At 70.0% G+C, this 15,471-nt stretch carries 11 protein-coding genes; 10 read left to right on the top strand and 1 reads right to left on the bottom strand.

Annotation, left to right across the window (positions count from 1 at the left end):
• Positions 1 to 101: 101 nt before the first annotated feature.
• Both FGX59_RS06810 and FGX59_RS06805 read left to right on the top strand, forming a co-directional pair.
• A complete protein-coding gene (locus FGX59_RS06810; protein ID WP_138465779.1) occupies positions 102 to 1,529 on the top strand; it encodes an alkaline phosphatase D family protein in 1,428 nt (475 codons plus the stop codon).
• A gap of 87 nt (positions 1,530 to 1,616) precedes the next feature.
• A complete protein-coding gene (locus tag FGX59_RS06805) occupies positions 1,617 to 2,252 on the top strand; it encodes an XRE family transcriptional regulator (RefSeq protein WP_138465778.1) in 636 nt (211 codons plus the stop codon).
• Between the two features lie 1,130 nt (positions 2,253 to 3,382).
• Here the strand turns inward: FGX59_RS06805 and FGX59_RS06800 are convergent.
• The gene (locus tag FGX59_RS06800) at positions 3,383 to 4,027 is read right to left on the bottom strand and encodes a GntR family transcriptional regulator (RefSeq protein WP_171060541.1); all 645 of its coding nucleotides are present in this window, start codon (positions 4,025 to 4,027) and stop codon (positions 3,383 to 3,385) included.
• A gap of 229 nt (positions 4,028 to 4,256) precedes the next feature.
• Here FGX59_RS06800 and FGX59_RS06795 point away from each other — a divergent pair, with 229 nt between their 5' ends.
• From FGX59_RS06795 to FGX59_RS06760, 8 genes are all read left to right on the top strand, one after another.
• On the top strand, positions 4,257 to 6,323 hold the full coding sequence (locus tag FGX59_RS06795; protein ID WP_138465776.1) for a hydantoinase/oxoprolinase family protein: 2,067 nt from the start codon (positions 4,257 to 4,259) through the stop codon (positions 6,321 to 6,323).
• A complete protein-coding gene (locus FGX59_RS06790) occupies positions 6,320 to 7,951 on the top strand; it encodes a hydantoinase B/oxoprolinase family protein (protein ID WP_138465775.1) in 1,632 nt (543 codons plus the stop codon). The genes FGX59_RS06795 and FGX59_RS06790 overlap by 4 nt, the downstream gene beginning before the upstream one ends.
• A gap of 74 nt (positions 7,952 to 8,025) precedes the next feature.
• Positions 8,026 to 9,555 (top strand): ABC transporter substrate-binding protein, encoded by a 1,530-nt coding sequence (locus FGX59_RS06785; protein ID WP_138465774.1) that lies wholly within the window; start codon positions 8,026 to 8,028, stop codon positions 9,553 to 9,555.
• Between the two features lie 71 nt (positions 9,556 to 9,626).
• Positions 9,627 to 10,583, top strand: a complete 957-nt coding sequence (locus FGX59_RS06780; protein WP_138465773.1) for an ABC transporter permease — start codon at positions 9,627 to 9,629, stop codon at positions 10,581 to 10,583.
• Positions 10,580 to 12,439, top strand: coding sequence for a dipeptide/oligopeptide/nickel ABC transporter permease/ATP-binding protein (locus FGX59_RS06775; protein WP_138465772.1), 1,860 nt, complete (start codon positions 10,580 to 10,582; stop codon positions 12,437 to 12,439). The genes FGX59_RS06780 and FGX59_RS06775 overlap by 4 nt, the downstream gene beginning before the upstream one ends.
• On the top strand, positions 12,436 to 13,425 hold the full coding sequence (locus tag FGX59_RS06770) for an ABC transporter ATP-binding protein (protein ID WP_138465771.1): 990 nt from the start codon (positions 12,436 to 12,438) through the stop codon (positions 13,423 to 13,425). Before FGX59_RS06775 ends, FGX59_RS06770 begins: the two co-directional genes overlap by 4 nt.
• Positions 13,422 to 14,132 carry an SDR family NAD(P)-dependent oxidoreductase gene (locus tag FGX59_RS06765; RefSeq protein WP_206078298.1) on the top strand — a complete coding sequence of 237 codons (711 nt, stop codon included), beginning with the start codon at positions 13,422 to 13,424 and terminating at the stop codon, positions 14,130 to 14,132. Before FGX59_RS06770 ends, FGX59_RS06765 begins: the two co-directional genes overlap by 4 nt.
• Positions 14,132 to 15,469 carry an FAD-binding oxidoreductase gene (locus FGX59_RS06760; RefSeq protein ID WP_138465770.1) on the top strand — a complete coding sequence of 446 codons (1,338 nt, stop codon included), beginning with the start codon at positions 14,132 to 14,134 and terminating at the stop codon, positions 15,467 to 15,469. Before FGX59_RS06765 ends, FGX59_RS06760 begins: the two co-directional genes overlap by 1 nt.
• The last annotated feature ends 2 nt before the right edge of the window (positions 15,470 to 15,471 follow it).

The raw sequence follows: 15,471 nt of genomic DNA, 5'->3' as shown, positions 1-15,471 counted from the left end.
CCCGAGGCGTCAGCTAAGCCTAGATCACCGGCAGGCAGTCACGAGGAGCGGACGGTGATGATCGACGGCGGCAAGACCCGGATGCCGGGCGGAGCAACGGCATGAGCGGCACCGGCCGGCTGATCGGCCCGGTGCTCTATCTCGACGCGCTGGCAGAGGACGGGCTGCATCTGGCCGCGCTCTTCATCGCCGCCGGGGGCCAGGTGCCCGCGGAGATCGAGGCCGGGGGCGCCTCCGCCGCGCCGGTGCGCATCGCCTCCTACCGCCGCGCCGAGATCTGGCGCGCCCGCTTCCGCCTTCCGGTCCAGGGCGGCAGCTACCGCTGGAACGGGACCGAGTTCCAGGTGGCCGGGATCGGCGAAGGCGACCTGCGCCTGGCCTATGTCTCCTGCAACGGCGAAGAGACCGGCGACATGGAGCGAGAGGGCTCCGAGCGCAACGCCATGTGGGCGAGGCTGCGCCGCGCCCATGCCGACGCGCCCTTCGCGCTGCTCCTCCATGGCGGCGACCAGGTCTATGCCGACGAGGTGACGGACGGCCACGAGCTGACCGCCGACTGGCCCGCGCACTATCCCGAGGCGCCCTCCGCGGAGGAGCTCGAGGCGCTGAACACCCATCTGCGCGAGCGCTTCCTGTTGCGCTACGCCGCGATCTACGCCGCCCCGGATCTCGCCTGGCTGGCGGCGCGCATCCCCTCGCTGATGCAATGGGACGACCACGACATCTGCGACGGCTGGGGCTCGCTGCCGCGCGCCGCCACCGCCTCGGCGGTCGGGCGGACGCTGTTCTCCGCTGCGCGCGAGGCCTATCTGGTCTTCCAGGCCGCCGCCGCCGAGGGCGACCTGCCGCCGCGCTTCGCCGATCCCTCGGGCGGACATCTGGGCTGGAGCATCCAGGGCGGCGGGCTCCGGCTCTTCGCCCCCGACCTGCGCTCCGAGCGCGGCCGCCGCCAGGTGATGGGCGGCCCCGGCTGGGCCGCCGCCGAGGCCGAGCGCGACCGCGACTGCGCGGGCCGCACCTTCCTGCTCTCCAGCGTGCCGCTTCTCGGCCCGCGGCTCTCCATCCTCGAATTCCTGATGATGGCCGTGCCGCATATGCAGAAATACGAGGACGACCTGCGCGACCAGTGGCAGAGCCGCGCGCATCGCGCCGAATGGCGCCGGATGCTGCGGCTGGTGCAGGACATCGCCGCGCGGGACGGCCAGGACGTGACCGCGATCTCGGGCGAGATCCACCTGGCGACCCGGGCCGAAATGTCCATGAGCGGCGGCCGGGTGCTGCACCAGCTCGTCGCCTCGGGCATCGCCCACCGCGCGCCGCCCGCCGCCTGGGCCCGCACGCTCGGAACGCTGGCCTCGCTGGGCGAGGCGCCGCTGCCGGGCCATCCGATCCGCATCCGCCCGCTGCCCGGACAGCGCCACCGCTATGCCGCGGAGCGCAACTACCTGATGCTGGAGCGCCGGGACGGGGCCTGGCAGGCGCGCTGGGAGCTGGAGGAAAGCGGCGCAACTCCGCCGCTGCCGCTCTGATCCGGCTTTCCCTTGCGGAATCCGGTGGCCAAGGAATTCTCTTTCTGGGAAACTTGCCCCGTTGCAGTTGCCCCGGAGGTTTAGTCCGTGAAATCCGGCCATGGCGCGTTCGCGCAGAACCCGCATGCCCTGCGCGAGGTGCGGGAGAAGAACCTGGAGGTCGCGATCGGCCGCGAAGTGCGCGAGCTGCGCCGCCGCCAGCGGCTGACCGGGGCGGAGCTGGCGGGCGCTGCGGGCCTGTCGGTCGGCATGCTCTCGAAGATCGAGAACGGCGTGATCTCGCCCTCGCTGGCGACGATCCAGACCCTGGCCCATGCGCTGCGCGTGCCGCTGGTCCAGCTTTTCTCGGGCTACGAGGAGGCCCGCGGCTGCATGCATGTCAAGGCGGGCGAGGGGGTCGAGACCGAGCGCGCGGGCACCCGCGCCGGGCACCAGTACAGCCTGCTCGGGCATATCGGCTCGAACAATTCCGGGGTGGTGGTGGAGCCCTACCTGATCACCCTCGACAGCCAGAGCGACACCTTCCCGGCCTTCCAGCACGAGGGGATCGAGTATCTCTACATGATCGAGGGGCTGGTCGACTACCGCCATGGCGAGCGGCTCTACCGGCTGGAGCCGGGCGACTCGCTGCTCTTCGATTCCGACGCGCCGCACGGGCCCGAAGGCCTGGTGTCGCTGCCCGCGCGCTACCTGTCGATCATCACCTATCCGCAGAAGGCCTGAGCCCCTCTGGAACCGGCCCCGGGCGCCGCGGACCTTCGGCTGCGGCAGAGGGCGGGGCCCTTGTTGCCGTCATTGGGGGACGGAGATGTGCCCGGGTCGTTGGCCCCGCTCGGGACTTGGGCGCCAGCGGCCTGGCACGTTGAGGCCGATGGCGGTGCGCGGGCCGGGGTTTTCAGCGCTGAAGGCCTGGTCGAGGACGATATCCATTTTGCGTCACCGGGAGAGTCGTCTTCTGCCCGGGCGCCGTTCCCGGAGTCTTGGCGGCAAGCCGATAGCGGCGAGGCGATCGTCGCATATGCACAGTTCCGGGCAGGACTGCCCGAGCGGCTAGCAGTTCGTGCCCTATCGATGGCAATCGGCAAGGCAGACGGCTGCCTGGCAGGGTGCTCAGGAGTTGACCGGCGACAGGGCCCGGAGGCAAACCTGAATAGTTTTCCGGAAGGCGGCCATCCCGGCTTACCTGCTGGGGTCGCCTCAGATGAAAACCGAACGGACTTCCCCCTGACAGGCTGCCAAATGGGTCTCCAATGCGTCGTCGCGGAGGACATCCGGCCTGATTTGGTCAAGGCTGCTCCCTGACTTCGGAAACTCTAGCCGCCTTCACGACCATTCTTCCAGCTTTGCGCCCAAGTTCCTTGGCCAAGCGGACCTTTCAGCACCCTGCTGGTCATGGCTCTGACCGCGTTTCAGCACCCTGCCAGGGAACAGTCCGCACGCTTCGGCCCCGCGCCATGACGCGGCAGCCGCTGCATCGGCCGTCGCCGCCCGGCTCCTCTGCGCCTCGCTATCCGATTGCCGTCTGCCAGGGCCTCGTTCCGGGTCACAGCAGGCCGGGCGCTGACCCGAGGCTGCGAGCAGGCAGTGGCGGCCGGCGTCTCCTGTGTCGAAACGGCAGGATGACCGCGTCGCACGCATGGGCGCGGAAGTGCGGGACTGGTCTCGCAGCGTCCAGAGAGCCGGGTCCCGGCACGCATCCAGCCGATCTTTTGCGGCATGGCGGGCCGATGGAGAAGGCGCCTAGGCGCAGGCGGGGCCGCCGCGGGCTGTGGCGTCGCGATGGAGATGCGGGACCGGGTCGCCTTCGGCTGCCGGGACGGGACCGGAAATGCGCCGCCGGTGCCCGGCGGGGGTCAGCGCGGGAGTTTCGCCAGGATATGGGCGGGGGCTTCCAGATGGACCTTGAGGATGGCGCGGGCGCGGGCGGCGTCGCCGGCATCCAGCGCCTCGACCAGCGCGGAATGCTCGCGGTCGATCAGCGCGCGGCGGTCGCGGTCGATCGTGAAGGCGGAGAAGCCGATGCGGGTGACATTGGCCGACATCGCCTCGGACATGCGGATCAGGATCTGGTTGCCGCAATGCGCCATCAGTGCCGCGTGGAAGCGGCCGTTCAGCTCGACATGCTGCAGCGCGTCCTCCAGCGGGAGCGCCTCCATCTCGGCGGCCAGGCGGCGCATCTCGGGCGGCGCGCCGCGGTCGGTCTCGCAGATCACGTCGGCGGCATGGCCCTCGATCAGCTTGCGCGCCTCGTAGAGATCGACCAGCTCCTGCGCCGTGACGTGCCGCACCATCGCGCCGCGCCGGGGCAGGAGATCGAGGAACCCCTCCGCCGCCAGCTGGTTCAGCGCCTCGCGCACCGGCGTCCGGGAGACCTCGGCAAGGGCGCTGGCCTGGGCCTCCTCGATGAAGGAGCCGGCCGGGAAGGTGCCGTTGAGGATACCGGCGCGGATCCGGTCATAAGCCCGGGTCCGGGCGCTGTCTTTCATCATGATCGTCATGCGTCCACCCTTCCATCCAGGCCGCGCATTGCACGGAGCTTTCCGAATCGCGCCGCAGATTTTGGGAAACCTGCTGCCATTGGCGCCAGTTGTAGCGCTAAAACGACTATAAAATGTGCAAAAAACATAGTTACCGGTCCTAGGGGCGGTTTTTCCTGTCTTCCGCCGTCCAGCGTATTCTTCATGTATACGAGAACAGACGCAAGAAAATCCGCAATCGGAGACGAGAATGGGCAAGTGGCGCGTGGGCGTGGACAGTGGCGGGACCTTCACCGATGTCTGCATGTTCGACGAGACCGAGGGCCGGGTGAAGATCTGGAAGGTCTCCTCGACGCCGGACGATCCGTCCCGCGGGATCGCCCAGGGGGTCGAGGAGGGGATGCGCGTCCATGGCGGCGCGACCGACGCCCCGTTGGCCGAGATCGGCTATTTCGGCCATGGCACGACGGTCGCCACCAATGCGCTGATCCAGCATCGCGGCGCCAAGGTCGGGCTGATCACCACCGACGGCTTCCGCGACCTGCTGGAAATCGGACGCCAGAAGCGCCCGAGCCTCTATGACATCTTCGCCGACAAGCCGCTGACGCTGGTGCCGCGGCACCTGCGCTTCGGCGTGCCGGAGCGGCTGCTGCATACCGGCGAGGTCGAGCTGCCGCTCGACGAGGACGCGGTGCGCGCCGCGGCGGAGGAGATGAGGGCCGAAGGGGTCGAGGCGGTCGCGATCTGCTTCCTCTACGCCTTCATCAACCCCGCGCACGAGCAGCGCGCCAAGGAGATCGTCGCAGAGATCCTGCCCGGCGCCTTCCTATGCACCAGCCACGAGATCGCCCCCGAGTTCCGCGAATTCGAGCGGCTCTCGACCGCGACGGTCAATGCCTATCTCGGGCCGCTGATGCACCGCTACATCCACCGCCTGTCGCTGCGCCTCGACGAGCTGGGGCTGAAATCCGCGCCGCACCTGACCCAGTCGAATGGCGGCGTGGCGAGCTTCGAGTCGGCCGCCGACGCGCCGGTGCGCACCGTGCTGTCGGGCCCCTCGACCGGCGTTGTCGCCGCCGAGGCGCTGGGAACCCAGGCGGGCTTCCCGGACATCATCACCTTCGACATGGGCGGCACCTCCTCGGACGTGGCGCTGATGACCGGCGGGGCGACCAGCCAGGCCAGCGAAGCGGTGGTCCACGGCTATCCGATCAAGGCGCCGATGCTCGACATCCACACCGTGGGGGCCGGCGGCGGCTCGATCGCGCGGATCGACACCGGCGGCTTCCTCAAGGTCGGGCCGCAGAGCGCGGGCGCCGATCCGGGGCCGGTCTGCTACGGCAAGGGCAATGACGAGCCGACCGTGACCGACGCGAATATCGCGCTGCAGGTTCTGAACCCGACCCATATCCTCGGCGGCCGCATGGCGGTCCATCGCGACCTGGCCATGGACGCGATCGGCAAGATGGCCGGCCGGCTGGGGCTCGGCACGATGGAGACGGCGCAGGGCATCATCTCGGTCGTCACGGCGAACATGGCGCGCGCGATCCGGGTGATCTCGGTGCAGCGCGGCTACGACCCGCGCGACTACGTGCTGATGGCCTTCGGCGGGGCCGGGCCGCTGCATGCGGTGCGGCTGGCGCAGGAGCTGGACATGACCCGCGTTCTGGTGCCGCGCACGCCCGGCACGCTCTGCGCGATGGGGCTCCTGCTGACCGACCTGCGGGCGAGCTTCCCGGTGACGCGGCTGACGCCGCTGGTCGACGGCTCGATCCCGGCGATCCAGGCCGCGCTGGCCGAGGTCGCGGCGCGGGCCGGCGCGTGGTTCGAGGCCGAGGGCATCGCCGAGGATGCCCGCCGGGTGATCCTGACGATCGACGTGCGCTACGAGGGCCAGAACTACGAGCTGTCGGTCCCGGTCGCGCCCGGCACGTTCGGGCTGGAGAGCCTCGCGGCGCTGATCGCGGGCTTCGAGGCCGAGCACGAGCGGCTCTACGGCTTCACCGCGGAAGGCGAGAAGATCAACGCCGTGACCTTCCGCGCCGAGGCGATGGGCCTCGTCGGCAAGGCCGAGCTGCCCGAGCGCCCGCTGGGCGCGCCCGAAGCCGCCTCGGCGATCATCGGCGCCCGCGAGATCTGGTATCCGGAAACCGGCGCCTTCACCGAAAGCCCGATCTACGACCGCGAGAAGCTGGCCCCGGGCATGGCGTTCCAGGGCCCGGCCGTGGTCGAGCAGATGGACACCACCACCCTAGTGCCGCCGGGCGTCTCCGCCCGTGTCGACGCCTTCGAAAACCTGATCCTGGACCTCGCATGACCCGTCTCGAAACACCGGCCGGCGACCGCCCGGCCACGCTCGATCCGATCACCGTCGAAGTGATCGGATCCGCGCTCTCCTCCATCGTCGACGAGACCGGCGAGGCGCTGGTGCGCGCCTCCTACTCGACCAACATCAAGGAGCGGCGCGACTGCTCCACCGCGCTTTTCGACCGCGAGGGCCGGACGCTCTGCCAGGCCGAGCACATCCCGATCCACCTCGGCTCCTTCATCGAATTCGTGCCCAAAGTGCTGGAGCTGCACGATATCGAGGACATGCAGCCGGGCGATGTTTTCATCGGCAACGACGCCTATATGGGCGGCGGCACCCACCTGCCGGACATCGTGCTGGCCGAGCCGATCTTCGTCGACGGCGCGCTGGCGGCCTGGACCGTCAACCTCGCGCACCATTCGGATTTCGCCGATCGCGGCCACGAGCACATCTACCAGGAGGGCCTGCGCATCCCGCCGATCCGGCTCTACCGCGCGGGCAAGCTGCAGAAGGACGTGCAGGACCTGGTGCTCCTGAACTGCCAGGTGCCGCGCGAGCGCCTGTCGGATCTGCGCGCGCAGATGGCGGCGAACCGGGTCGGCGTGCGCCGCTTCCAGGGGCTCTGCGAAAAGCACGGGCTCGGCACGGTGCTGGCCGCGGGCGAGGAGCTGCTCGACTACGCGGAGCGCAAGATGCGCGCCGGGATCGCGCAGCTGCCCGACGGCACCTATTCCTTCGAGGATGTCTTCGACGGGATCGACATCGACGAGCCGATGCCCCTGAAGGTGACGGTGAAGATCGAGGGCGAGACCATGGATCTCGACTTCGACGCGCCGCCGCAGGTGCGCGCGGGCATCAACATGACGATGACCGCGCTGCTGGCGACGGTCTACTACATCGTCAAATCCGTGGTCGATCCGACCATCCTGCCCAATTCCGGCCTGTCGCGGCCGCTGACCGTGGCGGCGCCCAAGGGCTCGATCCTGAACTGCGCGCATCCCGCCCCGGTGAACGGCCGGGTGCAGACCTGCCAGCGCGTCGCCGACCTCGTGCTCGGCGCGCTGGCCCGGGCCGTGCCCGAGCGCGCGATGGCCTGCACCAACTCCGCCTGCACGGTGGCGGTCTTCGCCGGCACCCGCGAGAGCGGACCGGAGAAGGGCAATCTCTGGGTCTACCTGGAAACGATCGGCGGCGGCGGCGGCGCGCGCCGCGGCGCGGACGGGCTCGACGGCATCCATGTCCACACCACCAATACCTCGAACCTGCCCGTCGAGGCGCTGGAGCTGGAATACCCGCTGGTGCTGACCCGCTACGAGCTGGTCGACGGCTCCGCCGGCGAGGGCGCCTGGCGGGGCGGCATGGGGCTGCGCCGGGTCTACCGCGCGACCGAGGACTGCCGCGTCTCCGTCGACATCGCCCGCACCGACAGCCGCAGCTGGGGGCTGCTCGGCGGCGGGGCAGGGGGCGGCAGCCGCTTCACCGTGACCAATGACAGCTTCACCCGCGGCGACGGCATCATGAAGGCGGGCGACGTGCTGGAAGTGGTCTCGCCCGGCGGCGGCGGCTACGGCCCGGCGGCCGAGCGGGCGGACGAGGATAGGGCGCGCGACGCCCGCGACAGGATCGCGACAGCCTGAGTTGCGACAAGCGCAAGGATAAACCGGATGGGGCCGGCCAAGGCCCCGCCATCACACCGACAGGAGCGACAGAGATGACCATGAAAATGAACCGGCGGGGCTTCCTCAACACCGCCATGGCCACCGGCACGCTGACTTTCCTCGGCGCGGCCGGTCTGCGCGCGCAGGAAGGCGGCACGCTGCGTTTCGGACTTTCGGCCTATCCGCCCTCCTTCGACATGTGGGCCTCGACCGGCACCGCCGCGGGCACCGTCAAGCTGATGATCCATCGCGGCCTGACCTCCTACGACCCGCAGGGCGTGCTGCGCGGCGAGCTGGCGGAAAGCTGGGAGGTCGACGACGCGGGCGTCTGGACCTTCAAGCTGCGCGACGCGACCTTCCATGACGGCAAGCCGGTCACCTCGGCGGACGTGAAATACACCATCGAGACCGTCGGCGCCGAGGACAGCACCGCCTTCCGCCGCGCGCAGATGGCCTCGATTACCAAGATCGAGACCCCGGACGAGAAGACCGTCAAGCTGACCACGGCCGAGCCGATCGCCGTGGTCCCGGACTGGTTCGCGCATTACCACATGCCGATCCTGCAGGACGGCGCCGAGGCGACCTCCACCATCGGCGCTGGCCCGTTCAAGTTCGACAGCCTGGAGCGCGGCGTCTCCGTCAAGGTCACCGCCTATGACGGCTACTACAAGGAAGGCGAGCCCAAGGTCGACGGCATCGAGGCCATCGTCTATTCCGACGAGAACCTGCGCGTCGCCGCGCTCGAGGCCGGCGATGTGGACATCATCGAATACGTGCCCTGGGCCGCGATGGAGCGGATCGAGGAAAACGACGCGCTGACCCTGAACACCGTGCCGGGTCCGTTCATGTACCTGACCTTCAACGGCACCAAGGCGCCCTTCGACAACCCGCTGGTGCGCAAGGCGATCGGCCATGCGATCAAGCGCGAGGACGTGGTGGCCGCGGCCTTCTACGACCATGGCGCGCCGCTGGCGCATCTGCCGCTCGACGAATCCTCGCCCTTCTTCAACGAGGACCTGGCGGACGGCTGGGACTACGATCCCGAGAAGGCCAAGGCGCTGCTGGCCGAGGCCGGCTATCCCGACGGGTTCGACTGCACGATGCTCTCGACCGCGCAATACGGCATGCACCAGTCGACCGCAGAGGTCGCGCAGGCCTACCTGATGATGATCGGCATCAACGTGACGCTCGACCTGCCGGACTGGTCGACCCGCGTGCAGAAGGGCAACGAGGGCCAGTACGACATCGCCGTGATGGGCACCTCGGCCGACATGAACGACCCCGACGGGCTGACCACGATCATGGACGGCTCCGCCAAGCCCAGCTTCGTGCGCAGCTTCGGCATCGAGGTCCCGGCGATCACCGAGGCGCTGAACAAGGGCCGCGTGACCTTCGACCAGGCCGAGCGCAAGCAGATCTACCACGACATGGAGGCCGCCGCGATCGAGCAGTCGCCCTGCGTGTTCCTGTGCTCGCGCGCCCAGGGCTATGCCATGGCCTCGACCGTCACCGGCTTCTCGAACCTGCCCGGCCAGCTGACCTTCTATTCCGGCGTCACGCTGGAAGAGACCGCAAAGGGCTGAGCCCCTCCGCCCCCGCCCGCTGACCTCCCGGGCGGGGGCCCCTGAATTCTAGGAACGGACACGCCGCACCGATGCTCCGCTACGTCGCCCTCCGCGTGCTCATCGCGCTCGTGCTGGTCTGGCTGGTTTCCACGCTGGTCTTTCTGGTGCTCCATCTCGTGCCCGGCGATCCGGCCGAGCTGCTGCTTTCCGCGGGCAATACCGCGCCCGACCCCGAGGCTGTCGCCCAGCTGCGATCGCAGATGGGGCTCGACCGCCCTGTCCTGGCGCAATACGCCGCGTATATCGCCGACCTGACGCATCTGGATTTCGGCGTCTCGCTGCGCGACCAGAACCCGATCGCGCCCGAGCTGGCGCTGCGCCTGCCGCGCACGCTGGAGCTGATCCTCGCCGCCGCGGTGATCGCCAGCCTGATCGGCGTGCCGCTCGGCACGCTCGCGGCGATGCGCGACGGCGGCTGGTCGGAGAAGCTGGTCTCGCTGCTCGCCTCCGCCGCGCTCTCGACCCCGGTCTTCGTGGTCGGCACGACGCTGGTGCTGGTCTTCGCGCAATGGCTGGGCTGGATCTCCGCGGGCGGCTACGTGCCGCTGGCCGAGGATCCGCTGCGCCACCTGTCGCTGCTCGCCATGCCCGCCGTGACCATCGCGCTGCCCCTGACCGCCGTGATGATCCGCATGACCCGCGCCTCGGTGCTGGAAGTGCTGGAGAAGGATCATGTCCGCACCGCCCGCGCCAAGGGCCTGGCCCGCGGCCCGATCATCCGCCGCCATGTCGTCCGCAACGCGCTGGTCCCGGTCATCACCGTCCTGGGGCTGGAGATGGGCACGCTGATCGGCGGCACCGTCCTCGTGGAATACGTGTTCAACTGGCCCGGCCTCTCGGGCTACCTGGTGCGCGCCGTCGAGGCCCGCGACTACCCCGAAGTGGTCGGCATCGTGCTGGTGATCTCCTTCCTCTTCGTGCTCCTCAATCTTCTCATCGACATCACCTACGCGGTGCTCGACCCAAGGGTGAAACTGGCGAAATGACCCGAGCTCAACGTTCCCTCTACATCTGGCTGGGACTGGCAGCGGTCCTGATCGCCTTCCCGCTTCTCGCGCCCGTGCTACCGCTGCAGCCGACCATCGGCATGGACATCCCCCACCGCTTCGCCGGGCCCTCGGCCGCGAACTGGCTGGGCAATGACGAATACGGCCGCGACGTGCTCTCGCGCATCATCTGGGGCGCGCGCGCCTCGCTGGCGGTCGCCTTCGGCTCGGCCTTCTGCGCCGCCGTGATCGGCACCATCCTCGGGCTTCTGGGCGGCTATTTCCGCGGCATCACCGAGGTGCTGGCCGTCCGCTCCACCGAGATCGTGATCTGCCTGCCGCCGCTGCTGCTGGCGATGCTGGTCATCACCATCCTCGGCGCGGGCGTGCTGACGCTGACCGTGGCGCTGACCATCCTCTTCGTGCCGAACTACACCCGCGTGGTCTATGCCGCGACGCTGCAGACCGGCGGGCTCGACTTCGTCAAGGCGCAGGAGGCGATGGGCACCCATCCGCTGAAGATCCTCGCCCGCACCGTGCTGCCGAACATCGTGCCGCCCTTGCTGGTGCAGTTCTCGCTGACCGTGGCCTCGGGGATCCTGCTGGAATCCGGCCTCTCCTTCCTCGGTCTCGGCGTCGTGCCGCCGGCGCCCTCCTGGGGCCTGATGATCCGCGCCGCGCGCGCCGCGATGGACCAGCAGCCGCTGCTGCTGCTCTGGCCGTCGCTGGCGCTGGCAGGCACCGTGCTGCTGCTCAACGTCATCTGCGACCGGCTGCAGGACGTGCTCAGCCCCAAGACCGCCGCCCGCGGCGGGGCGGCCTGGCTGCGCCGCCAGATCAAGCGCACGCCCGACGCCCCCGCGCCCGAGGTGCCGCTCCTGAAGATCGAGGATCTGTCGGTCGGCGTCGCTCTGGAGCAGGGCTCCATGGGGCTGACCAAGGGCATCGCCTTCGAGGTGAAGCCTGGCGAGACCATGGCGCTGGTCGGCGAAAGCGGCTCGGGCAAGACCCTGACCGGGCTCGCCATGACCGGGCTTTTGCCGAACGCGCTGTCGGTCACCGGCGGCCATGCCTGGTTCCGCACCGAAGCCGGGGTGGTCGACCTGGCCGCCCTGACCGAGGAGGAGTTCGGCCCGCTGCGCGGCAACGACATCTCGATGGTCTTCCAGGATGCCGCCGCCGCGCTGAACCCGGTCCACCGGATCGGCGACCAGCTGGCCGAGATCATCCAGTGCCACAGGCCGATGCCGAAGCAGCAGGCCGAGGCCGAGGTGGTCGAGCTTCTGCGCAAGGTCGGCATCCCCGATCCCGAGCGCCGCATCCGCGCCTATCCCTTCGAGCTGTCGGGCGGGCAGCGCCAGCGCGCGATGATCGCCATGGCGGTCGCGAACGCGCCGAAGCTCCTGATCGCCGACGAGCCGACGACCGCGCTCGACCCGACGATCCAGGCGCAGATCCTGCGACTCTTCGCCAAGCTGAAAGAGGACAATCCCGGCATGGGGGTGATCTTCGTCACCCACAACCTCGCCGTGGTGAAGGAAATCGCCACCCATGTCTCGGTGATGTATGCCGGCCAGGTGGTGGAGCAGGGCACGGTGGAGGAGGTCTTCGCCGATCCCCGCCACCCCTATACCAAGGCGCTGCTGGCCTCGGTCCCGGAAAGCGATGCCGAGCGGCTGGAGTCGATCCCCGGCACCGTGCCGCAGCCCGGCGCCATGCCCGAAGGCTGCCGCTTCGCCCCGCGCTGCGGCCATGCCGCGGCCGCCTGCGCGGCGCCGCAGCCGCTGCTTGACACCGGCGAGGGCCGCACCACGCGCTGCCTCCGCTGGGCCGATCTCTGGAAGGATGTCGCATGAGCCCCGTCATCGAAGCCCTCGAGCTGACCCGCAACTTCCCCTCGCGCTCCGGCTGGGTCGGCGCCAAGCGCGATGTCTGGGCGCTGCGCGGCATCAACCTGTCGATCTCGCGCGGCGAGACCGTCGGCGTCGTCGGCGAGTCCGGCTGCGGCAAGTCCACGCTCGGCAACATCCTCCTCGGCCTCGACAGCCCCACCGGCGGCGGCGTGCGCTTCGAGGGGAAGTACCTGCATGACTTCAAGGGCGCCCATCGCCGCCAGATGCGCAAGCGCATGCAGCTGGTCTTCCAGGACCCGTTCGGCAGCCTCGATCCCCGCCGCTCGGTCGGCGCGCAGATCGCCGACGGGCTGCGGAACCACGATGTCGTCCCGGCGGCGGAGATCCCGGCAGAGGTCGCGCGGCTCCTGACCCTCGTGGGGCTCGCCCCCTCCGTCGCGCCGCGGCGGCCCTCGCAATTCTCGGGGGGGCAGCGCCAGCGCATCGCCATCGCCCGGGCGCTTGCCCCGCGGCCCGATTTCATCGTCGCCGACGAGCCGGTCTCGGCGCTCGACGTGTCGATCCAGGCGCAGATCGTCAACCTGCTCGCCGATCTGCGCGAAGAGCTAGACCTCGCCATGCTCTTCATCAGCCACGACCTGCATGTGGTGCGCCATCTGTGCACCCGGGTCGTCGTGATGTATCTCGGCCGGATCGTCGAGGAGGGCCCGGCGGAGCAGATCTTCACCGCGCCGCGTCACCCCTATACCCAGGCGCTGCTGGCCGCGACGCCCTCGCTGAAGCGGCCCGCGGGCGAGACCGGCAAGGTGCTCGACGGCGAGCTTCCGAGCCCGGCCAACCCGCCCTCGGGCTGCGCCTTCCGCACCCGCTGCGCGCTGGCGACCGGGGACTGCGCCAGTGCCGTGCCGCCCCTGGAAACCGTCGGGCCCGAGCGCCGCACCGCCTGCTTCCATGCCGATCTGACCGCCGGGCAGGGGGGGCTGCAATGAAGCTCGCCATGGTCTCGGGCGCCAATCGCGGCATCGGCCTCGCGATCGCGCGCGAGCTGGCCGGGGCGGGCTACCGGCTGTCGCTCGGCGTCCGCGATCCCCGCCGCCTGCCGAAGGATCTGGAGCATTTCACCGAGCTCAGCTTCGCCTATGACGCGGCCGATCCGGGGGCGGGCCGCGCCTGGGTGGAGGCGACGATGGCCGTGGCCGGGCGGATTGACGTGCTGGTGAACAATGCCGGCGTCTCCGACCACCTGGCGCTGATGGAGGAACCGCCGCTCCCGGACGAGGAGGCCGAGGCCGTGCTCGACCGGCTGCTGGCGATCAACGTCAAGGCGCCCTTCCTCCTGACCCGCGCGGCGCTGCCGCATCTCTGCGCCAGCGGCGCGGGCCGGATCGTCACCGTCGCCTCGATGTCGGGCAAGCGGGTGCTGGGCCTGAATGCCGGCTACCAGGTGGCCAAGCACGCCGCCGTCGCGCTGTCGAATGCCGCGCGGCGCACCGGCTGGGACCAGGGGGTGCGCGGCACCGCCGTCTGCCCGGCCTTCGTCGCCACCGACATGACCGTGAAGCATGACGAGCTTGACCGCGCGGAGATCACCCAGCCCGAGGATCTTGCAAAGCTCGTCGCGCATGTCATCCAGATGCCGAACTCCGCCGCGGTGGCGGAGCTTCTGGTCAACTGGCGCTACGAACCGGGGTTCTGATGCATCCTCAACTTGATATTGTCGCGCCTTCTCCGCAGATGCCGGAGGAGGTCGATACGGTGGTGATCGGCGGCGGCATTGCCGGCGTCACGGCGGCGCTGGAGCTGGCCGAGCGCGGCCAGCGCGTGGCGTTGGTGGAAAAAGGCGAGATCGCCGCCGAGCAGTCCTGCCGCAACTGGGGCTGGGTGCGCTGCTCGGGCCGCGACCGGGCGGAATTCCCGCTGGGCGTGCTGTCGCTGTCGCTCTGGGACCAGATGGCGCAGCGCACCGGGCGCGAGACCGGCTTCCGCCGCACCGGGGTGGTCTATACCGCCTATAACCGGCGCGAGCTGGGGGTGCTGGAGGACAGCCTCGCCAATTGCCGCGATCACGGCATCAACGTCCGCTGGCTGTCGCCGTCGGAATTCGCGGAGTTCATGCCGCAGCACGCGCCGCCGGTGCTGGGCGCTCTCTACACTCCGGATGACGGGCGCGCCGAGCCTTCGATCGCGGTGCCCGCCATGGCCCGCGCCGCGCAGGACCGGGGGGTCGCGCTCCTGACCCGCTGCGCGGCGCGCGGCCTCGAAACCTCGGCCGGGGCCGTCTCGGGCGTCATCACCGAGCGGGGCGTGATCCGCTGCAAGGCGGCGATCCTCGCGGGCGGCGCCTGGTCGCGGCTGTTTGCGGGCAATCTCGGGATCGGGCTGCCGACCCTCAAGATCAAGGGCTCGGTGATGCGCACCGGTCCGGTGCCGCTGGCTCCGACCACGGCGCTCGGCGACAGCGAGATCGGCGTGCGCGCGCGGCTCGACGGCGGGCTGAACCTGGCCTATCGCGGCGGCTCGCCCGCGCAGATCACGCCGGACAGCTTCCGCATGTTCTTCCGCTTCCTGCCGAGCCTGATCGAGACCCGCCACGAGCTGAGCCTGGAGCTTGGCCGCAGCTTCCTCGACGAGGCGCGGATGCCCCGGACCTGGGATCCCTCCGGCCCCTCGCCGATGGAAACCGAGGAATGGCGCATCTGGAACCCGGCGCCGACCGAGCGGCTTTTGGCACGCGCCCGCCGCGAATGGGCGAAGCGGTTCCCGGGTTGCGGCACGCTCGAGGTCGCCGACAGCTGGGCGGGGATGATGGATGTCACCCCCGACGCGGTGCCGGTGATCTCCGAGACGCCGGTTCCGGGGCTCGTCCTGTCGACCGGCTATTCCGGCCATGGCTTCGGCATCGGCCCGGGGGCCGGGCGGCTGGCCGCCGATCTGGCGACCGGCGACAGCCCCTGCGTCGACCCCGCGCCGTTCCGGCTGGGCCGGTTCGGCAGGGTCGCCGCGCCGAAGCCACGGGGGCTCGTCGCGGCGTGAGG

The sequence above is a fragment of the Poseidonocella sp. HB161398 genome, assembly GCF_005870025.1.
In the GTDB taxonomy this organism is placed as follows: Bacteria; Pseudomonadota; Alphaproteobacteria; order Rhodobacterales; family Rhodobacteraceae; genus Mangrovicoccus.
This window is presented reverse-complemented; position numbering and strand designations above follow the sequence as displayed.